This is a genomic window from Kribbella sp. NBC_01484 (genome assembly GCF_036227145.1).
Taxonomy (GTDB): domain Bacteria; phylum Actinomycetota; class Actinomycetes; order Propionibacteriales; family Kribbellaceae; genus Kribbella.
On the sequence record NZ_CP109437.1, the window covers coordinates 7,685,538 to 7,705,189 of the forward strand.

Genomic DNA, 19,652 nt, shown 5'->3' on the forward strand with positions numbered 1-19,652 from the left:
ACCCAGCCAACCGGACGGCCGTCCATGTAGGCGACAAGCCCTGGATATCGGCCTTGATCGACGGTGGCCTTCAGCGCCGCCTTGCGGCGGTCGGTCGGCCCCTGCTCGTCTCGCCAGAGCATGCACCAGCAGTGGCCCGGAATCGGAACGCCGCCGCGTGGGCCCTTGCGCTCGAACAGTCGGACTAGGTCGTTCCAGCGGTCGGGGGTGACCACGTGAACATCAACCTCGGGTGCGTGTCGCGTGGTGTCCTCACGGTGGACGGGCATCGGAGTCCTCCCAGCGTCAGTCGGCGGGCAGCCAGCAGACGCAGAAGGGATGGCCTGCAGGGTCGGCATAGGTCTGAACCCCTCGCGCGGCCGTGCGATCGTCGGCAGCTTTCAACAGCCGGCCTCCCAGCCCGATGACCTCGTCGTTGGGCGGCATCGAGCCCTTCAGTGCCGACAACGTAGAAGTCGAAGTGGACTTGCTGTGGCGTGCCGTCAGGCCACTCTGGCTGGACGTGGTCTGGAACCAGTTGGACGCCGAGTTGCCACTCGCCATCGACCCAGATGTTGCGCCAGCGTGTGCCGTCTTCAACCACCGTTCCGCCAAGCAGCCCGGCCCAGAAGGCGCTCTCGGCGTCAATGTCCGCGGCGTCGAACACGATCATCCGGTGTTTCACGTCCATCTGGAGCTCCACGGGGTCGATGCTGACCCGGGCTGGTCAGCGCTGTTACGCGTGACCCTACTGGTTGAATCTCGGCCCGAGCTGAACCTGAGGCTGAGCACTAAGCCGGCGAAACGGCGGGCTGACTGGACGATCCCATCGGCGTGGGCCTTGCCGCGATGCTAGGCATGCCGAGGTCGATCACACCGCCTGTGGCGCTGTCTGTGCTGATGCGTTCGGCGGTGGCTTGCTTGTCGCGGAGCAGCCGCAAGGTGAGGTCGATGCCCTCGATCTCTCCTAGCCAGCCCTCGGCTGATGCTCGGTCTCGGCGTGTCTCGAGGTCTGTTTCGAGTTCGGCCAGTCTCGGCAGCATTGCGGGGTTGATGCGAAGCATCGGGCAGCGGATGCACCCGATGCCGGTTCCTGCGCGTCGACCCGTCCAGCTGCCCCGGATCGAGGAGATGACCAGCAACGCCGAAGCCCCCTGATCGAGGCCAAGCACCTGGCCTGGCTCGGCGAGGTCGCCGCCCTCGAGGAATCGCTTCGCCACCTGCGGCAGCGCCGCGACGAGGCGGAGGAACAGCAACGCGCAGTGGGCTCGGAGCTGTTGCTGGACTGACTGACGAGCTGATCTTGGTGACACTGGCGGGGTATTGCCGGCGGAGGGCATAGGGTCGTATGTCTCGTTTCCGGCAGTACGGAGCTGCGAGGATGGCGGGGTGGATCGCCGAATCGCTGCGGACGGTGCGTCTGGGCGTGGTCGTCGCCTGACGCGCCGGACTGAGCGACTCGTCGACGTACACGGCGCGGCTGAGCACAACCTGCGCGATGTCGATGTGTCGTTCGGACCGGGGCTGACCGCTGTGGTTGGAGTGTCGGGTTCGGGTAAGTCGTCGTTGGCCTTCGACGTGGTTTATGCCGAGGCGCGGCGCCGGTTCGTGGAGTCGTTGGCGCTCGGCGGCAACGGGGCGCGGGTTCCCGCTGCGCAAGTCCGGCGTGTTGAGGGTCTCGGGCCGGCGGTGGCGGTTGCTCAGAATGTCCTGAACCGGAACCCGGCCTCGACCGTGGCGACATCGGTCGGGCTGCATCCGTTCCTGCGGATCCTGTACTCACGGTTCGCCGAAGTCGAATGTCCCACCTGTCGCGTGCCGGTGCGGGCGCTGTCTGCCGAGGAGCGTCTCGCGGTAGCACTGGAGTTGCTCGCCGGGACGGACGGGCTCGACGTGGATGTCGCGATCGTACGCGGCCTGACGGGAAGTCATGCGCGCCTGCTCGCCGGCCTCCGCGGACAGTTCGCCCAAGTGGTTGTCGACGGCCGTCGGTGGGCCGCTAGGCCGACGAGTCGTGTGCCCCGCCTTGACCCGGCGCTGCCGCATGACGTCGTCGTTCGAGTGGACACGCTTCGACCGGACCTGAAGGCAGCCGACGTACGAGCCGCTCTGGAGCGGGCTGACGCCTTGGGCAGGCCCGAGGGGCTGCTCGGTGGTACACCGGTGCTGCGGGCGCCGGTCTGCCCGCAATGTGGTGCGTGGGTCCGACCGCTCGCGCCGTCGGCCTTCCGCGGTGACAACGACAGCCCGTCGCATCGCATCGCCGGCCTGACGCTCCAGGACCTGGTCGGTCGGTCGGTGAGCGAGGTCCTCGAATTCGTGCAGCGGCTCCCGCTCGGGTCGCGCGCTCGACGCATCCAGGACGAGTTGCTGCGACGCCTGCGGCCGCTGCAGGAGCTGGGTCTTGGCTACCTCGCCCTCGACCGGTCGATGCCGACACTGTCGCGCGGTGAGGCGCAACGTACGCGGCTCGCGGTCGTGCTCTCGGGGCGTCTTGAGGACCTGCTGCATGTGCTTGACGAGCCGACCATCGGATTGCATCACAGCGATCGCAGACGACTGCTCGATGCCATCGCTGACCTGCCCGGTCCGGTGCTGATGGTCGAGCACGACCCGCTCGCGGTCGCCCTCGCCGACGACGTCGTGGAGATCGGCCCCGGCGGTGGAGACGCCGGAGGGCGACTGGTGTTTCAAGGCCCGCCTGCAGACTTGTGGCGAGCACGCACGGCGTCGGGCATCAGCTTCTCCGCCGGCGCTCGCCGGCATCGGCCGCGTCGCGCGGTGTCCGACGACCGGATCCGCATCACCGGGGCGAGCACGCGCAACCTCCGCAAGGTCGACTGCGAGATTCCGCTCGGGTCGTTGACCGTGATCACCGGGCCGTCGGGGGCAGGCAAGACGACCCTGAGCCACGAGGTGCTCTTGACCTCCTTGCGCGAACGCGGGCCGGCCGGGTGCGCGACGTTCGAGGCCCCGGCGATGCGGGCTCGTGCGGTGGACCAGTCGCCGTTGGGCAACAACCCGCGGTCGAACCCGGCGACGTACACCAAGCTGCTCGACCGGATCCGTGACGTCTTCGCGAACGAGACCGGACGCTCCGCATCGGAGTTCACGTTCAACCGGGCGGAGGGCGCCTGTCCGGACTGCGAGGGGATGGGTTCGGTGGCGATCGACATCAGCTACCTGTCGCCGATCTGGGTTCCGTGCGAGACCTGCGGCGGCCAACGCTACCGACCCGAGGTCCTCGAAGCGACCTGGTCGGGTCGGTCGATCGCCGATGTGCTGGAGCTGAGCGTTGACGAGGCCAGTGCGGTGTTCGCCGAGCACTCGGCAATTTCCCGCATCCTGCAATCCCTGCAGGAGGTCGGGCTCGGCTATCTGACGCTCGGTCAACCGTCTCCGAGCCTGTCCGGTGGGGAGGCCCAACGCGTACGGCTGGCGCGCGAGGTGGCCAAGGCGCGGTCCGGCGACCTGGTGCTGCTCGACGAGCCCACGACAGGTCTGCACCCTGGCGACCTCGACCGGCTGCTCGCGGTGCTCGATCGGCTGACGGAAAGCGGCTGTACGGTCGTAGTCGTCGAGCACCAGCCTGACGTGATCGCCGCCGCTGACTGGCGGATCGACCTAGGCCCGGGCGGAGGTCCCGATGGCGGGCGTCTGAGGCACTGCGGGCCGCCCGTGGCCGAAAAGCAGGCGCGGGTGCAGCCTCGCGCCAAGCCGCGCACCGACCGACGGTCAAGCGATTCCGTCCGCGTACGCGGCGCCCGTGCCCACAATCTGCAGGGCGTCGACGTCGACTTCGCCAAGGGTCGGTTCACCGTCGTGACGGGCGTATCGGGTTCGGGCAAGTCGTCGTTGGTCCACGACGTCATCGAGTCCGAGGCGACCAGGCGGCTGCTCGAGTGCCTGTCGGTCTACGAGCGGCAGTCGGTCCGCGAGGGACCGGAGGCTCCGATCGATTCGCTGACCGGTCTGGGCCCGACGATGAGCATCGATCCATCCCTCCGGGTCCTCGACGCGCATGGGCCGGGCTCCCACGTCTGGGACCGGGTGACCGTTGGCCGGTCCAGCGACCTCGATCGTCTGCTCGCCGTGATCATCGCGCGAGCCGGCGTCCGCCGCTGCCTGGCCTGCGGCGCGGACACGGTACGCCGGACGTCCCCGAAGCCGGAAGCAGCCTGGATCTGCGCCGACTGCGGCGCCGGCGCAATGCCGATCGAGCCGCGTCATCTGGTCGGGTCACCGGTGTCGACCTGTCCGCAGTGCCTGGGCCTCGGAGTCGAGCACGAGTTCGACTTCCCCAAACTGATCGTGGACCTGGACGTGCCCATCTTCGGCGGCGTCTTCGGCGGCAGTCTGGCCTGGTTCGGCACCACCGTCGGTGAGGAGCCGCCCATGCGATCGCTGGCCGAGCGCTACCGGTTCGACGTGGACCGCACCCCCTGGAAGGCGTTGAGTGACAAGGCCCAACACGCCGTGCTGTACGGCGACGCGCTCTGGCGCGGGTTGAACGCGTGGGCCGCGAACGACGTCGGGGGCAAGGACTCGACCGTGTTCCCGTGCCGGGAGTGCGAAGGCCGGCGGCTGCGTACGCCGTACTTGGCGATCCGCCTGCAGGGACGCGGGCGGGATGAGCTCTTTTCGACCTCGCTCGCCGATCTGGAGGCCGTCCTGACGTCGATCGACGCACCCGAGGATCCGCAGGCGGCAGAGGCGCGGACCATCGCGTTGCGTCGGCTCGCCTTCCTGCGTGCCGTCGGGCTGGGCTACCTCCAGCTGAACCGGACGACCTGGACCCTGTCGGCCGGCGAAGCGCAACGCATCAAGCTGGCGTCCGTGCTCGGCGCGGGACTGGTCGGCATGACCGTACTTCTTGACGAACCCTCCCGGGGGCTGCATCCCTCGGAGGTGGTCGCGCTGGCCCGGGCGCTGACCGAGTTGCGGGCCATCGGGAACACCGTCATTGCCGTCGAGCACGACCCGATCCTCATCCGCGCGGCCGACGACGTGATCGAGATCGGCCCCGGTCCCGGTCGATTGGGCGGCCGCGTGGTCAGTCTGGACAGCCCGCAGTCGGTAACTCGGGCGGTTCTGAACGGAGATGGTCCGGCGACCGATCGCGGCCGCCGGGAGCCGACAGGTTGGATGCAGATCACGGGAGCGCGGGAGAACAACCTCGATGGACTCGACGTCCGCGTACCTCTCGGCGTGCTGGTCGGCGTCTGCGGGGTGTCCGGGTCGGGTAAGTCCTCGCTCGTGGCCGACACCATCGCGCTGGGCCTGACCCGACCGAAAACCAACATTCCCGGCCGGGGCGTCGTCCGCGTCCGGCCCGGCGAACACGACGCCATCTCCGGTGCTCCCGGACGCACGGTCGTGGCCGATCAGTCCCGTGCGGAGATCACCTCACCGGGGATGTTTCTCGGGCTCATCGGCGCCGCCCGGAAGGAGTTCGCTGCGAGCGAGGCGGCCATCGAGCAGGGCCTCACGGTGAAGGACCTGACCTATCGCTGCGACGCCTGCAAGGGTAAAGGGGTGTGGCAGCAGGACATGTCGTTCCTGCCGTCGGTGCCTCAGGACTGCGACGCCTGCGGTGGATCCGGGTATCGCCATGAGGCCGCCACCTTACGCCTGCGGGGCCGAAGCCTTGTCGATATCGAAGCCCTCACCATCGCCGAGCTGGTCGACGAGTGGGACGACATCGACGCGGTGCGCCGGGTCGGCGGGGCCGCCATCGCACTGGGGCTGGGCTACCTCGTCGTACGCCAGCCGGGCTGGAGTCTCTCAGGCGGCGAGGCGCAGCGGCTCAAGCTCGCCAAGGAGTTCGCCCGACCGACCAAGTCCACCGCCCTCTACGTGCTGGACGAGCCGACCGTCGGCCTCCACGCGACCGACGTCGCAGTGCTCGTCCGTACGCTTGGCGAGCTCATTGCCGCTGGCAACAGTGTGCTCGTCGTCGAGCATGATCCGGCCTTCCTCGCCGCCTGCGACTGGCTCATCGAGCTCGGCCCGGGCGCGGGCCCGGACGGCGGCCGAATCGTCTTCGAGGGACCACCCGACGGTCTCCTCCAAGCGGATACCTCCACCGCGCCTCATCTTCGCGAGGTGCTGCGATGAGCATCGGCACGCTGCTGCTCGGAGACCCGTCCCCGTCGTTGCGGTGGCGGGCCGCGCGCGAGCTGGAGGGCGCGAACGACGAGGACGCCGAGGTCATCGCATGGCGCACAGAGATCGATCGGAGCCCAGCGCTCGTTGCACTCGTCGCGCAGCTGGACGCAGCCGATGACTGGTACGTCGCGGGCTTCCTGCTCTGCCAACTGGCCTACCTCGGTTACCGCGGCCCGGCGACGGCTGCCGCGGTTGAGAAGATCTTCGACGCTCAGCAATCCGATGGCTCATGGTCGATTCCGCCCTCCGGGCCTGGCCCGATCGACGGCCCCCGCTTCATCACCATGCACACCGCAGTCCCGTTGCGCGGGATCGCCGCGACCGGCTTCGCGGCCGATCCTCGTACCGAACGAGCCTACGAATGGCTCGTCGGTGCCCGCCTCGAGGACGGATCGTGGCCGGCCGGGCCCAAGGCCGACCTCGGCAGGCCGGGCGCGCCGGGCCCACCCGAGAAGGAATACCGCCGGCTGACCCGTGGTCTGGGTTGCCGATCCGCCACGACCGGCGCCGTTGCCTGCCTGGCGATGCACCCCGAGCGACGACGATCCGACGTGGCCCGGATCGGGGTCGACCACTTACTCGCCCGCGAGACCCGGGACGCGTCGACCCTTGGGCGGGAGGTGTCCCGTCTGGTCGGGCTCGAACCGGCGATGGGGCAGGTCACGTTCCACGCGACGTTCGATCTCGCGTTCCTGCTCGACCTTGCGTCTCGCTGTGGGGTGTCCTCGCAGGATCGCCGGGTCCATGACCTGGTCGACTACCTGGAAACGCTGCGCGGACCGTATGGCTTGTGGCAGCATCCCGCCCACCCGCAGCTCGCGGGCTGGTTGTCCCTCGATCTTGAGTCCAGCCGTCGCCGACTCGAGGACGGCGACTGGATCGGCAACGAGGAACCCGCCACCTTTCCTCCCTACATGCGCGGCTCTCACCGATACTGACCCGATGTCGAAAGGCCGAGGCGTAAAGCCATGATCAAACAGCCTTCGCCTACTAGATCACTTGACGAGTTCAGTGAAGGTAGCCGTCCCACTTCACCTCGTAGCGTGAGCCACCCGGCAGAGCGTGCGGGCCGGGGATCTGGTCGACCGACCGGGCCAGCGCAAGCTCGACGGGCCCCGGACAGATCTGGCGGAATCCGTACCGGCGGTTCAGGCACCAACTTCTACGCGGCCTCGGCCATGCGCGACAGCCGATTCGGGCCGCTGCTCTTCGGATGGCTGACCGAAGGACGCGACCAATCGGGCTGGACCGACGGCTGGGCCGGAGTCATCTCACTCCCCCGGGTCGTCTGGCTCGGCGAGGACATTTCACTCCGCAGCGCACCAATCCCGACCGTCGACACCCTGCGCACCGGCTCCGGATCAGCCGCCGACGGCGTCTCGACAGGCCCGCGGTGCGAGATCGTGGTGCCGGAAGGAACGGGGCGGGTCGTCGTTCACTTCGACGACCACGAACGCCTCGAAGTCGAACTGGACGCGGCAGCCGGCACTCTCACGATCAACCGCAGCGAGGCCGGCCTCGACCCACAGGCCCACGACGGACTAATGCAGGCAACCCACGCCTTCGACCAGGCCTCGAGCCGCCCGGCAGCCCGGATCTTCATCGACGGCTCAGTGGTCGAGGTCTTCACCAGCGCAGGCCGCGCACTCAGCACCCGGATCTACCCGCCCCCACCCCCCTGGAGGATCGAAGCCCCACCCAACGCGCATCACTGGCCACTCGCCCCCTGACCCAAGATGACGCCACGCAATCCTCGGCGTGGCATCCGGCCATTTCACGTCAGCCGACGTCCTCCTCAGCATCCGCTGAGCGACGTCTTCTGACCAGCCGGCATCGGCGGTACTCCCTCACCGCGCACATCTACCTTGCCACCGCAAACCCTTCGGTGACTCCGGAATTCGCTGACAACTTCCGGCCGAACCCACAGGTGACGACACTTTCACGGAGATCTGACGCCCTCGAACACGGTCCGAATCAGTCCCTGCTACACGCCTTGCACAGCGGCGCACCGACTTCGTCTGCGACATGACCTCCACCTGCTCGACGGGCCACCTGGCCGGCCTCGACGGCAGCCCGCCGTACGCTCGCCTCCGAGCCGGACGCTGCTGCGTCCGCCCCAGCCCGCCCGTGATCATCAGGGGTGTGGATCGGCATCAGCCTCGTCCTGCTCCGGATCCAGCAAGTTGTTGCCTGAGGCCCCGTCGATGGCGGCCAGCGCAATCTCCGGGTGGTGTCGGTCGAAGGCCGGGCTTTCGGACCGGATCCGTGGCAGTTCGACAAAGTTATGCCGCGGTGGTGGGCAGCTGGTCGCCCACTCCAGCGACCGGCCCCAGCCCCACGGGTCGTCGACGCCGACCTTCGGCGACCTGCGTGACTTGTAGACGTTGTAGAGGAAGGGCAGCGTTGAGGCACCAAGGATGAACGCGCCGAGGCTGGACACCTCGTTCAGCGTGGTGAAGCCCTCGTTCGCGCCGTACGACGCGTAGCGCCGCGGCATGCCCTCGACACCGAGCCAGTGCTGCACCAGGAACGTGGTGTGGAAGCCGATGAACAGCAGCCAGAAGTGCAGCTTGCCGAGGCGTTCGTCGAGCATCCGCCCGGTGAACTTCGGCCACCAGAAGTAGAACCCGGCGAACATCGCGAACACCACGGTGCCGAACACCACGTAGTGGAAGTGCGCGACCACGAAGTAGGTGTCGGTGACCTGGAAGTCCAAGGTCGGCGACGCCAAGATGACGCCGGTCAATCCACCGAACAAGAAGGTAGTCAGGAACCCGAGCGACCACAGCATCGGCGTGTCGAACGACACCGATCCGCCCCACATCGTGCCGATCCAGTTGAAGAACTTCACCCCGGTCGGCACCGCGATCATGAACGACATGAACGAGAAGAACGGCAGGCTGACCGCGCCGGTAACGAACATGTGGTGCGCCCACACCGTCATCGACAACGCAGCGATCGCCAGGGTGGCGCCGACCAGACCGATGTAGCCGAAGACCGGCTTGCGGCTGAACACCGGCAGGATCTCGGTGATGATGCCGAAGAACGGCAGCGCGATGATGTAGACCTCGGGATGCCCGAAGAACCAGAACAGGTGTTGCCACAGCATCGGGCCGCCGTTCGCTGCGTCGAAGACGTGAGCCCCCAAGGCTCGATCCGCTTCCAGCATCAGCAACGCGCCGGCCAGGATCGGGAACGCGATCAGGACGAGGATCGACGTGACCAGGATGTTCCAGGTGAAGATCGGCATCCGGAACATCGTCATCCCCGGGGCGCGCATCGTGATGATCGTGGTGACGAAGTTGACCGCACCGAGGATGGTGCCGAGACCGGCCATCCACAGGCCCATGATCCACAGGTCACCGCCGATACCCGGCGAGCGGACCGCGTTGGACAACGGAGCGTAGCCGGTCCAGCCGAAGCTCGCCGCGCCACCAGGGGTGAAGAATCCGCTGAATGCGATGAGCCCGCCGAACAGGAACAGCCAATAGCTGAACATGTTCAGCCGGGGGAACGCGACGTCGGGGGCGCCGATCTGGACCGGCATGATGACATTGGCGAAGCCGACGAAGAGCGGGGTCGCGAACAGCAGCAGCATGATCGTGCCGTGCATGGTGAAGAGCTGGTTGTAGACCTCTTCGTTCACGATCTGCAGGCCCGGCTTGGCCAGTTCGGCCCGGATGACCAGCGCCATCATGCCACCGATCAGGAAGAACGCGAACGAGGTGATCAGGTACATGTGGCCGATCAGCTTGTGGTCGGTAGTGGTAAGTACCCGCACCACCGCACGGCCCAGCGGACGGCGACGTCCTGCCGCGGGTTCGCCCAGTCCGACCCTGGTCGTCAGCGACCAGGGTCGGTCCTGGTGGGCGCCGACATGCGTCAACTGCTCGTGGATCGGATCGCTGTCGTCGGCCTGGCTGGTCCCCACAGGCCGACTCACCAGTTCGCCGGCGGGTCGCTGGCGGGGAACGAATCCTCGCCCCACACATCGACGATTTCACGCGACGGTCGCGAAGGAGACGCCGGAGGAATGGTTCCCGTGCGCCAGGGATGCAGGTGAGGATTGTCCAGCTCCTTGGAGCGTTGGCATCGCAAGCACAGACTGGCCGTCGGAATGGCCTGCAGCCGGTCCGTGGGCATCGCGCGACCACACCGTTGACGGACTCCGAAGCGACCGATCGCAAGCCGGAAGAGAGCAGCGTCGATGTCCGCCAGCGCGGCCCTGACAGCGGTCATCAGCGTCGCTGTCACCTCGCCCAGAGAGTCGTTGGATGTGTCCATCTCGTCGTAGGCCAAGTCTGTGAGCTGATCGAGGCGAAACTGGCGCTGCTGCTCGAGCTCGCTGCGGTACCACCGCGAGTCGACGGTCCGCCCGTCACGTGGTGGCCTGGGTGGCGCCGCCTGATCCAGATCGGTCATCGAAACCTCCTCGTCGCAGGGATCGCGGAGCCGCGACCTCTCTCGCCTCCGGGTCCGCGCAAGTACCAACGATGCCGTCTCGCCTGCGAGCTAAGTACGTCACTGACCGGTCAAGGTCGGGCTCCGTCCTTGCCGGGTATCGGCAATCGCGCACAGCCGGCAAGGGCTATGTGAGCGAGGGCGCTCGGGCTCAGGGCTCGATCAGGCCAGCCCGGATCGCGTAGCGGGTCAGTTCCAACCGGTCGCGGAGGCCAAGCTTCTGGAGCATGTTCGCCCGGTGCCGCTCGACTGTCTTGACGCTGATGAACAGGGTTCCCGCGATCTCCTTCGAGGAGTGACCCTCGGCAACGAGCTTGAGGACCTCCTCCTCGCGGGCGGTCAGGATCTGCTCCGGGATGGTCTGGCCGAGGCGCGCCCGATTCAGGTAGTTGCGGATCAGCGCGTTCACCGCTCCCGGGTAGAGGAACGGCTCTCCGCGCATCGCGGCCCGGCAGGCCTCCACCAGGTCGCGGTCGGCGACGGACTTCAGTACATACCCCGCCGCTCCGGCCTTGAGGGCCTGGAAGAAGTACTGCTCGTTGTCGTACATCGTCAGCATGAGAATCCGCAGGTCAGGTTGGCGCGACGACAGCTCACGCGCTGCCTGCAGCCCGGTCATCCGCGGCATCGCGATGTCGAGAATCGCCAGATCGATCTCGGTAGACAGGGCCAGGTCGACGGCCTCCTTTCCGTCCCCTGCTTCGGCGACCACCGTCAGCCCAGGTTCGCTGTCCAGGATCAGCCGTACACCGCGGCGTACCAGTGCATGGTCGTCGGCGAGCAGGATGCGGGTGGCGTCCTGTGCAGCCATGCTCATCCTCCGTTCGGGTCGATAGGCACCAGCAGGTTCACCTCGGTGCCACCTGCCGGCGCGGCGCCGACATCGAGGGCCGCGCCGACCAGCAGTGCGCGCTCCCGCATGCCACGGATTCCTGCTCCCTCGTGGGCCAGCCCGAGGCCGCGACCGTCGTCACGGATCTGGAGACTGACAACTCCCTCGCCGTGGCGCAGGCTGATCTCGACCTGGGTAGCGTCCGCATGACGGGCGACGTTGGTCAGCCCCTCCTGGGCGACCCGGTAGATCACCAGCTCGGCCTGCTGGTCCAACGCAGGGAGACCAGGCTGGAACTGGTGACGTATCGCGAGACCGGTGTGCGTGGACAACTCGGTGACCAGCGCAGTCAAAGCACTGACGAGACCAAGGTCCTCCAGCACACCCGGCCGCAGTCTCCGCGCAAGCCGGCGTACCTCGTCCAGGCTCTCCCGGGTCGTCTCCTGAGCATGGAGCAGGTCTGCACGCAGCTCGGAGTCGTCCACGCGACCGGCCGCGCGTTTGAGTTCCAGCAGTACGGCGGTCAGGCTCTGGCCGACTTCGTCATGCAACTCCTGGGCGATCCGTCGCCGCTCCGCCTCCTGAGCAGACAGCGCACGCGTACTGCTGGTGGCACGTTCTGCCTCCAACCGCGACAGCATGTCGTTGAAAGCACGGATCAACTGGGAGACGCCACCGTGCCCTGCCACCGGCAGGCGCTGCCCGGGCTTCAGCAGATCGACCGTCGCCATCCGGCGGCTCAGCCGATCCAGTGGAGCCAGACCCACCTGCAGCAGTACGGCGTTCGCGACCAGCATCACCGCGAAACCGCCCAGCAGCACCAGTGCCTCGGTAAACACCACTGGAACCGACACGGTCACCGGCGCCCACAGCAACAGCGCCGTCGCGGCAGCCAGCACCACCGCGTTCAGAGCAAAGATGCGCCAGAACAATGGCACCGCAAGCACCCCTCTCTGCACCGCAGCGGTCTGATGGCTCGGCATACGTTGCATGCTCCCCAGCCTGCCCGCTCTCCCACTGCAAGTCGATCGGGGCTGGCACTCATCCGCCTCCCGCTGCCTGCAGCAGCCCGTGCTCCCCGAAATGGGTGTCAGGCCCGATGGTCTGCGCACGCAGCATCGCCGATGGTGGTGACAGAACCAGTCACGAGCCTCAAGACGGCCGGCGCAGACCGCCAGCGTGCACACTGCCTCCCGGGCGCACGCCGGCCTCCGGTTGCCGTCCCTTGAAAGGACCCGATTCAATGACCACCGACATGGGCCGCATCCAGCACCTCACAAAACACGAAGCACGCCAGCGCCTGGAACACGAGCGCAGCTCGCGCCTCGTCCAGCTGAGGGCGATCGAGGAGTCCGCGCCGTATGCGGACGAGGACCTGCAGGCGGCGCAGACCGCCGCGATCGAGCGTGTGCTCGAAGAGATCGACGCTGCCGGACGGCGTCTGGCCGACGGCTCCTACGGAGATTGCGACAACTGCCGAACCGCCATCCCCGTCGAGCGTCTCGAGATCCTGCCTTACGCCCGCTTCTGCGTGGGGTGCCAGCAACGCGCCAGCTGAGAGTCGAGTCCAATGGAGGAGTTGCGTCGTGACCCATCAGATCTCTGCAGCCGATAACCGACGCCTCGAGCCCGCACAACTCACCGTTCTGCGGGCGAGTCTGTACGAACAGTTGCTGTTCCGGCGTCAACAACTCCGGGACATCGCCCGGAGCGCCGACGACGTCTCCGGGACGGCCGGCGCTCGTGACACCGCCGCCCACAGCGAGATCCGTGACAAACTCGCCGTGGCCGCGCGGACCGCATTGGCCGATACTGAGGCCGCTCTGGCCCGAATGGACGCGGGGCGGTACGGCGGATGTGGCCGATGTGGCCGCACCATCAGCCTCCAATGCCTGTCCGTCCACCCTCAGGCGCGCTATTGCACACTCTGTCAGCACTTCCTCGTGACCCAGCAGTGAGCGCATTCACAGCCCGGGAGCAGTCCGTCCCCGCGCTTGGCTACGACACCGACTCGGCGGGCCCTACAGCCCGACCGCCTGGATAAATGGGTGCTGGTCCCGATGGTCACCGCGGTCGGTGTCGGGCATGGTTGAAGGCAAGGCGCAACTGGGGCGAACGGTGCACAACATGTGCTTCCGTTGGCTGCAGCGGCGTCTACTTTCGTTCCCAGCGTTCGTGAGAGGACGTATCTTCAGTGACCACCGTGGCCCGCTCCCCCAACATGACCGTGCACGAGGCACGCCAGCGCCTGCAACATGAACGCAACTCCCGCCTGACCCAACTCAGCGCCATCGAAGACGGTGCAGCTCTCGCGGACGGGGACCTCGCGACGGCGCGGACAGCCGCCATCAGACGCGTCTTGACCGAGATCACCGCAGCCGAAGACCGCCTGACCGGCGACACCTATGGCACGTGCCAGGGCTGCAAAACCCGCATTCCGGGAGAGCGGCTCGAGATCCTGCCCTACGTGCGCTACTGCGTCAGGTGTCAGCAACGCGCCGCCTGACCGATGCCTACCAGAAATCGGATCCCGGGGCCGTTGCGTCGGTGCACTGCCCGACCTCGATAGGGCCCGGCCCAATCTGTTCTCTTCTGACGCCTTGTAAGGGTGTGAAGTCTTGAGCTACATGTTCGCCACTGTCAACGAAGCCGAACTAGGTCCCGAGGACCTGGTTGCGCTCCGCGCTGACCTTCATGCTGAGCGCGCGTTCCGGCTGGAGCAGCTCGCCGGCATCTGGCCAAGCCGCGACGACCTGCCAGCCGATCAGCACGCCCGTCAAGAGGTGCTGACCGCTCTCGCCGCGGCCGCCCGGGTGGTGCTCACCGATGTCAGCGCCGCGCTGCGCCGGATGGATGCCGGTCAGTACGGCTGCTGTCACCTCTGTGACCGGCCCATTCCGCTGGCGTGCCTGCGCATCCTGCCGCACGCCCGGTACTGCGGCCCGTGCCACCAACTCAAGGAGGCTGTCTCGTGACGCGTCAAGGAGGCAGTCTCGTGACTCCGGCCGCGCGTACGCCGTTCCCGCGTATGGCGTCGCTGCGGCGGCGCGGTACGTGGTCGGCCAGCCAGCGGTCGTCCGGCGTAGCGATCGACCTGGGCAGCGCCCGCACCAGGGCGTGGATGCCGGACCATGGTCTGATCTTCGACGTGCCCACGATCATCGCGCCGGGCGCGGACGGTGGCAGTCGTCCCGTGCAACGCGGCGTCGTCGTGGACAAGGCGGAGGCCGCTCGCGTCCTCGAACGCCTCCTCGGCCGCCGAGCCGGCCTCGGTCACTACTCGATGGTTGTGTTGACCACCCCAGTCCTGTGCCCTGGTCAGCACAAGAGCGTGGCCCGCGCCGCGCTGGAGGTTCTCGACGCGCGGGTCGTGCTGACCATTGACGGTGTGAAAGCCGCCGCGCTCGGATCAGGCGCCGACGTGGCCCGGCCACTGTTGGTGCTGGACATCGGAGCCGGCCTGACCGAAGTGGGTTTGCTCGTGGATGGCGGCGTGACGGAGGCCCATCGATTGAACGTGGGAACCTCCGATCTTGGCGCGACCACGACCGTTTCCGAGCTCGTGCAGTCGATCGTCGCAGTGGTGACCGACCTCCTGCACCTTGACTGCGGTGGACTAGTTGTCGATGCCTTGGATCGTGGGCCGCTCCTCATCGGAGGCGGCGCGCTGCGCCCGGAGATCACCTATGGGCTGGCTAAACAGCTGCTGGCCCCGGTGCGTCCTGCTCCCGCCCCCCACACCGCCGCCGTCCGCGGCGCTGGTCTGGCCATGGTCGCTGCCCACCACCACCCCTCTATCCTTGGCGAACAGCCTCATTGACTCCACAGCGCCGATCGTGAGACCGACAGCATCTTCAGAGTCAATGCGGTGGTGCTCGGCGTAGCCACGGCATTGCTGCTGCGAGCACCGGTGACCGTGTCGCCACTGGGCGCTGACTGAGACGCTGTCGTCCTGATCGGCGGCCTAGGCGGCACGCTCGTGGCCAACGCCGTTCTGTCTTACGTCGGCCTGGCACCGCTGGAGCGCGTCACTCGCTGAATGGCCGCGGTTGACCTTCATCGCCTCGGCCAGCGCCTGTCGGCGAACTGCGACGCAGGACCGGCAGACCCGGCTACCGGCTTAAACCGGGCCGAGGTCACCAGCTGTAAATTCGCTTCATGACCTGATGCCGGGGCGCTTCGTCCGGCCCGGGGTAGGCGATGAGGATCGGCGCGTTGTCGGGGCCACGGCCCTCGACCATGGTGAACCCATCGCGGATTGATCGCGTCACCCGGCCGGACTGTTGGGTCAGTACCCGTTCGCAGCGGTCCAGTTCGTTCTCGCTCGGCGCGGTCCAGATGAGGTACTGCACCCCGATGTGGCCGAGGCCGTGCGGGGCTCTAGGGCCTCGTCTGCGTAGATAAAGCTGGCCGCCGTCAGGGCATGCCAGGAGCGCAGCATCTAGCTCGTGGACGGCGATTGTCCACGCCAGCAGTTCTGCGTAGAAGGCAACCGACCGGTCCAGGTCGGACACGAACATCACCGCGGAGGTCAGGCTCAAACCCGGCCGCTGTTCCGCTGCGGCCGGGGCGACCTTCCCGGCGAGGGAGACAGGTTCAGCCGCGGCGGGTGTGGCTGCGTCGTCGAGAGGCATCCGGAGAACCTTTCTCGCTGGTCTGGCCGGGTGTCTGCGGGGCTGCCGCGAGGTGCGTCAGGTTCGCCAGGACGTCTTGGTAGGCCTTGTCGAAGCTGGCGATGCCGTTGTCCTCCAGGGTGCGACCTACGGCCGTCATGTCGATTCCAACTGCCGCCAGCCGCTGCATCAGTTCGGCTGCCTGCGGTACACCGCTGTCGACGGTGCGAGCCATCGTGCCGTGATCCTCGAAGGCGGCGATGGTTGCTTCGGGCAAGGTCGTGACCGTCTCGGGGCCGATGAGTTCCTCGACGTAGCGGGTGTCGCGGTCCTTGGGGTTCTTGGTGGACGTCGAGGCCCACAGTGGACGCTGGACATCTGCGCCCATGGCGGCCAGCCAGTGCCAGCGCTTGGAAGAGAATCGTTCGGTGAACAACCGGTAGGCCAGCTTGGCCTGCGCGACCGCGGCTTGGCCGCGCAGAGCCAGCGCCTCGTCGGTCCCGAGTGCCTCGAGTCGCCGGTCGACCTCGGTGTCGACCCGGCTGACGAAGAAGGAGGCGACGCTGCTCAGAGTCGAGGGATCGCCGCCGTTCGCGGTGAACTTCTCCAGCCCGGACAGATAGGCCTCGAGGATCTCGGCGTAGCGAGACAGCGAGAACAGCAAGGTCACGTTGATGCTGCTGCCCTCACCGGTCAGCGTTTCGACGGCGGTGACGCCTTCGGCAGTTGCCGGAATCTTCACCAGCAGATTGGGTTGAGCGATACGCCGGCGCAGCCACCGCGCGGCGGCGATCGTCGCCGGAGCGTCGTGAGCCAACTCCGGAGACACCTCCACCGAGACGAATCCGTCGACGCAATCACCACGATCGAACACCGGACGCAGGACCGAGAGTGCCTGGCCGACGTCGGAGATGACCAACTCCCAGTAGGCTTCGTCCACCGACTTGCCAGCCTTCATCAGCGCTAAGAACTGTTCGTCGTAGTCGTGCGAACCGGTAATGCTCCGGGCGAAGATCGTCGGGTTCGCGGTGACGCCGCGGATCCCATGGGCGACCATGCGCGCCAAGGTGCCGTCGCGCAAGTACGCGCGGGTCAGGTTGTCCAGCCACGGGCTCTGCCCGTAGTAACTGTATAGACGTTCAAGCTTGGTCATCGCGTTCTCGGTTTCCCTGGCATCGGCCAGTTGCAGCGGTGCTCGTCGTGGGCAGGGTTCAGCTGTCGGTGCCGTGGATGAGGCTGTCCCAATCGATCGTGTCGTGGCACGAGACGCTGTCGCCCTGGACGAACCTGCTCGGATCTCCCGCGGCCCTGGCTCCTGATGCCAGCCACGCCGCCATTCCACGCGCGTTGCGGTTCTCGAGCTCGTCAAGATATGCCCGGCGCTCATCGACGACCGATAGCCGTTCGGCTGCCGACCGTGCACTTTGCAGTGCCGAGAAACTGGCCCGCCACGCCAGGCACAATGCGTCATCGCTCAGGGCGGCCGGGGCGACGTGTGGCTCGGATGGCCGGCTCGGCTCGGTCCACGAGGTCGGCGCCGCCACGGACCCTGACGAGGGCTCGGCAGGGTCCGGCCGGGCAGACCTCGATACGGGGTTGGAGAGGTGGCCGCGGTCCCTGAGCCGGCCAACGCAGTAGTCGACCATGTACGGCGAACCTCCGGCCGTGACCGCGAGCAGCAGGACCGCCGTCGAACCACCAACCATCGCCACGACGCCGCCGAAGGCCACGATCCCGGCTCCGGCGAGGATCGAGCTTTTGGCGACTATTCGTCGGCTGTCACGCGGGAGGCGAGTCTCGTCCTTCGGGTCCAGCACGATCATCGCGACGACACCGCCGGCTACGCACCCGCAGATGAACAGCGCGATGGCGGTCGCCAGGGACGAGGTGACCGCCACGACTGCGCCGAATGCGCCGAATGCGCCGAGCACACCACAGAAGAAGAACCAGGAGACTCGATAGGCCCTCATGGTGTGCTCTCCGGCACCGTGGCGTCGGGCGTGTCGAGGCGAGCGGCGACTGATTGGTCCACGACAAATCTCCTTACGGTGGCGGGCGGATCTCGTGAGTCCGGCCCGCGGCTCGGCCCTGCATGAGCGGCAAGTCCTAGGCCGACCGTGGAAGGGTCGAACTCAGGGATCTTGGCTGTGCAGCTACGATTCTGTCGCCGCACGGCGTGGACAGGTACGGCGACGATCGGCGAACCTCAGGCTGCGGTGTTGGCCGACGCCCGGCAACGATGATCCGTCGGGGGACGCCACGTCGCGTCAGCTAGGCGTGTGCGTCCGCGCCCGTCGGAAGATCACGCACAGGCCACTCGAGCAGGCGCGCGCCGAGGACGGCGATGTGCAGCGTGAACCGCTGTGCAGGGTCGCCCGGGTCGTGCCCGGTCAGGGACTTCACCTTGTCCAGCCGGTAGGTGACGGTGCGTACCGACATGTTCAGGCGGCGGGCCGCCTCGGTGGCTACCTCACCGGTCGCGAAGTACGCCTCGAGGGTCTGCAGAAGAGGCTCAGCACCGCCGCGGGCCTGGGTCAGCGGGCCGAGCACGGCCTGGATCAGATCGACGATGGCGGCTTGGTCGCGGATCAGGACCCGGTAGACGAGCATGTCGCGGGCAGCGACCACGGGCGTGTCGAGTTGCAGCCGCTCGGCCAGCATCAGCGCCTCGCGCGCCTCCTCGTAGGAACGGGCGATGCCGTAGGAGCCGGGATAGGCGCGACCGGAGGCGACCCGCCAGGTGCGGCCTGGCCGCTGCCGGATCAACGCGTCGTGGACGAGTTCCCCGACGTCTTTAATGGTGGTGCGAGGAGCCCGCGTGGGTGCGGTTGCCGGGAGCAACATCACCAAGAGGCCTTCTTTGGTAGCGACGAGCACCTCGCGGTCCCCGAACTGGTCCAGGATGAACCGCTCCAGCATGCCGGCTGTCGTGTCGCTGTCGGGCAGCCCGTCCGCGGGTGCGGCCAGGACCACCTGGTGGGACCGGCCGAGGTCGAGCCCGAACGGTTCGGCACGCTCGACCATCCGGGACACGTCAGCATCGCCACGGAGCAGGTCGTCGACCAGCTCGCGGCGCAGCGATTCCTCCTGCCTGATCAGCTGCTTGGTAGCGACCTGGTAGCTGTCCACCAGGACGGCGATCGCTTCACCGACCGCCCGCAGTACCGCCTGGGCCGAGGCGCGGACCGTGTCACGGTCCCGGTACGGCACGACGTCAGGCAGATCCCGCCACATCCGCCACGCCGCGGACAGGTACAAGTCGACAACCCGTCCCGCCGGAATACCCTGCTCTGCGGCGCGACGCCCGAGTTCACGCACGATCGCCAGCTCATGCTCTCGCGGACCCCGCCCGGAGATGGCAGCGTCCGCGAGCAGGGTGAGGTATTCGACCAGCAACTCTAGCGGCGCCTGTGCGTCGCCGGCGGCTGCCTGCGCGATCGCCGTCAGCCAGGCCTCGTCGGCGCTGTTGGGGGCGCTCTCGCTCAGTCCGGGTAGCCCGCTGTAGTCGCTCATCTCACTCCCTCCCCGTGAGATATCGCCGCAGTCGTGCGACGCGGTCCCATTACAGCATCGTTGCCGGGCGTCGGCCATCAGGGCGG

The 19,652-nt window shown here is 67.5% G+C and carries 18 protein-coding genes and 1 pseudogene; 8 read left to right on the forward strand and 11 right to left on the reverse strand.

Annotated features, from left to right (window positions below):
• Positions 1 to 285: 285 nt before the first annotated feature.
• The 3 genes and pseudogenes from OG555_RS37110 to OG555_RS37115 all read right to left on the reverse strand — a co-directional run bounded on the left by OG555_RS37110 (position 286) and on the right by OG555_RS37115 (position 1,235).
• The gene (locus OG555_RS37110; RefSeq protein WP_329477816.1) at positions 286 to 543 is read right to left on the reverse strand and encodes a VOC family protein; all 258 of its coding nucleotides are present in this window, start codon (positions 541 to 543) and stop codon (positions 286 to 288) included.
• Positions 455 to 670: pseudogene (locus tag OG555_RS43025) on the reverse strand (VOC family protein); the annotation flags it as partial. The pseudogene OG555_RS43025 and the gene OG555_RS37110, both read right to left, overlap by 89 nt.
• A 100-nt stretch (positions 671 to 770) precedes the next feature.
• Positions 771 to 1,235 (reverse strand): hypothetical protein, encoded by a 465-nt coding sequence (locus OG555_RS37115; protein ID WP_329477818.1) that lies wholly within the window; start codon positions 1,233 to 1,235, stop codon positions 771 to 773.
• A 133-nt stretch (positions 1,236 to 1,368) separates the two neighbouring features.
• Between OG555_RS37115 and OG555_RS37120 the strand changes: the two genes are divergently transcribed.
• The 3 genes from OG555_RS37120 (at position 1,369) to OG555_RS37130 (ending at position 7,877) form a co-directional block, all read left to right on the forward strand.
• The gene (locus OG555_RS37120; RefSeq protein ID WP_329477820.1) at positions 1,369 to 6,096 is read left to right on the forward strand and encodes an ATP-binding cassette domain-containing protein; all 4,728 of its coding nucleotides are present in this window, start codon (positions 1,369 to 1,371) and stop codon (positions 6,094 to 6,096) included.
• On the forward strand, positions 6,093 to 7,085 hold the full coding sequence (locus OG555_RS37125) for a hypothetical protein (RefSeq protein ID WP_329477822.1): 993 nt from the start codon (positions 6,093 to 6,095) through the stop codon (positions 7,083 to 7,085). Before OG555_RS37120 ends, OG555_RS37125 begins: the two co-directional genes overlap by 4 nt.
• Positions 7,086 to 7,325: 240 nt before the next feature.
• Positions 7,326 to 7,877 (forward strand): GH32 C-terminal domain-containing protein, encoded by a 552-nt coding sequence (locus OG555_RS37130; protein WP_329477824.1) that lies wholly within the window; start codon positions 7,326 to 7,328, stop codon positions 7,875 to 7,877.
• A 404-nt stretch (positions 7,878 to 8,281) separates the two neighbouring features.
• Here OG555_RS37130 and ctaD read toward each other — a convergent pair whose 3' ends face one another.
• From ctaD to OG555_RS37150, 4 genes are all read right to left on the reverse strand, one after another.
• Entirely contained in the window at positions 8,282 to 9,976 is a 1,695-nt protein-coding gene (ctaD, locus tag OG555_RS37135; RefSeq protein ID WP_329484922.1) for an aa3-type cytochrome oxidase subunit I, read from the reverse strand.
• Positions 9,977 to 10,086: 110 nt separating this feature from the next.
• The gene (locus OG555_RS37140; protein ID WP_329477826.1) at positions 10,087 to 10,569 is read right to left on the reverse strand and encodes a TraR/DksA family transcriptional regulator; all 483 of its coding nucleotides are present in this window, start codon (positions 10,567 to 10,569) and stop codon (positions 10,087 to 10,089) included.
• 190 nt (positions 10,570 to 10,759) lie between these two features.
• Positions 10,760 to 11,419, reverse strand: coding sequence for a response regulator transcription factor (locus OG555_RS37145; protein ID WP_329477829.1), 660 nt, complete (start codon positions 11,417 to 11,419; stop codon positions 10,760 to 10,762).
• A gap of 2 nt (positions 11,420 to 11,421) precedes the next feature.
• Entirely contained in the window at positions 11,422 to 12,423 is a 1,002-nt protein-coding gene (locus OG555_RS37150; RefSeq protein ID WP_329477831.1) for a HAMP domain-containing sensor histidine kinase, read from the reverse strand.
• 260 nt (positions 12,424 to 12,683) lie between these two features.
• On the opposite strand from OG555_RS37150, the gene OG555_RS37155 reads away from it, so the two are divergent.
• The 5 genes from OG555_RS37155 (at position 12,684) to OG555_RS37175 (ending at position 15,260) form a co-directional block, all read left to right on the forward strand.
• Positions 12,684 to 12,998: a TraR/DksA family transcriptional regulator gene (locus OG555_RS37155; RefSeq protein WP_329477833.1), complete on the forward strand. Its 315-nt coding sequence runs from the start codon at positions 12,684 to 12,686 to the stop codon at positions 12,996 to 12,998.
• A gap of 28 nt (positions 12,999 to 13,026) precedes the next feature.
• Complete coding sequence (locus OG555_RS37160) at positions 13,027 to 13,398, forward strand: hypothetical protein (RefSeq protein ID WP_329477835.1); 372 nt, start codon at positions 13,027 to 13,029, stop codon at positions 13,396 to 13,398.
• A 236-nt stretch (positions 13,399 to 13,634) separates the two neighbouring features.
• Complete coding sequence (locus OG555_RS37165; RefSeq protein WP_329477837.1) at positions 13,635 to 13,946, forward strand: TraR/DksA family transcriptional regulator; 312 nt, start codon at positions 13,635 to 13,637, stop codon at positions 13,944 to 13,946.
• A 112-nt stretch (positions 13,947 to 14,058) separates the two neighbouring features.
• Entirely contained in the window at positions 14,059 to 14,415 is a 357-nt protein-coding gene (locus tag OG555_RS37170) for a molecular chaperone DnaK (protein ID WP_329477839.1), read from the forward strand.
• Positions 14,416 to 14,435: 20 nt separating this feature from the next.
• Positions 14,436 to 15,260: a rod shape-determining protein gene (locus OG555_RS37175; protein WP_329477841.1), complete on the forward strand. Its 825-nt coding sequence runs from the start codon at positions 14,436 to 14,438 to the stop codon at positions 15,258 to 15,260.
• A 316-nt stretch (positions 15,261 to 15,576) separates the two neighbouring features.
• Here OG555_RS37175 and OG555_RS37180 read toward each other — a convergent pair whose 3' ends face one another.
• The 4 genes from OG555_RS37180 to OG555_RS37195 form a co-directional block, all read right to left on the reverse strand.
• Positions 15,577 to 16,074: a VOC family protein gene (locus OG555_RS37180; protein ID WP_329477843.1), complete on the reverse strand. Its 498-nt coding sequence runs from the start codon at positions 16,072 to 16,074 to the stop codon at positions 15,577 to 15,579.
• Positions 16,037 to 17,206 carry a transaldolase gene (gene tal / locus OG555_RS37185; RefSeq protein WP_329477845.1) on the reverse strand — a complete coding sequence of 390 codons (1,170 nt, stop codon included), beginning with the start codon at positions 17,204 to 17,206 and terminating at the stop codon, positions 16,037 to 16,039. The genes OG555_RS37180 and tal overlap by 38 nt, the downstream gene beginning before the upstream one ends.
• 58 nt (positions 17,207 to 17,264) lie before the next feature.
• Positions 17,265 to 18,023 (reverse strand): hypothetical protein, encoded by a 759-nt coding sequence (locus tag OG555_RS37190; RefSeq protein ID WP_329477847.1) that lies wholly within the window; start codon positions 18,021 to 18,023, stop codon positions 17,265 to 17,267.
• A gap of 301 nt (positions 18,024 to 18,324) precedes the next feature.
• Positions 18,325 to 19,566 (reverse strand): PucR family transcriptional regulator, encoded by a 1,242-nt coding sequence (locus OG555_RS37195; RefSeq protein ID WP_329477849.1) that lies wholly within the window; start codon positions 19,564 to 19,566, stop codon positions 18,325 to 18,327.
• Positions 19,567 to 19,652 lie beyond the last annotated feature (86 nt).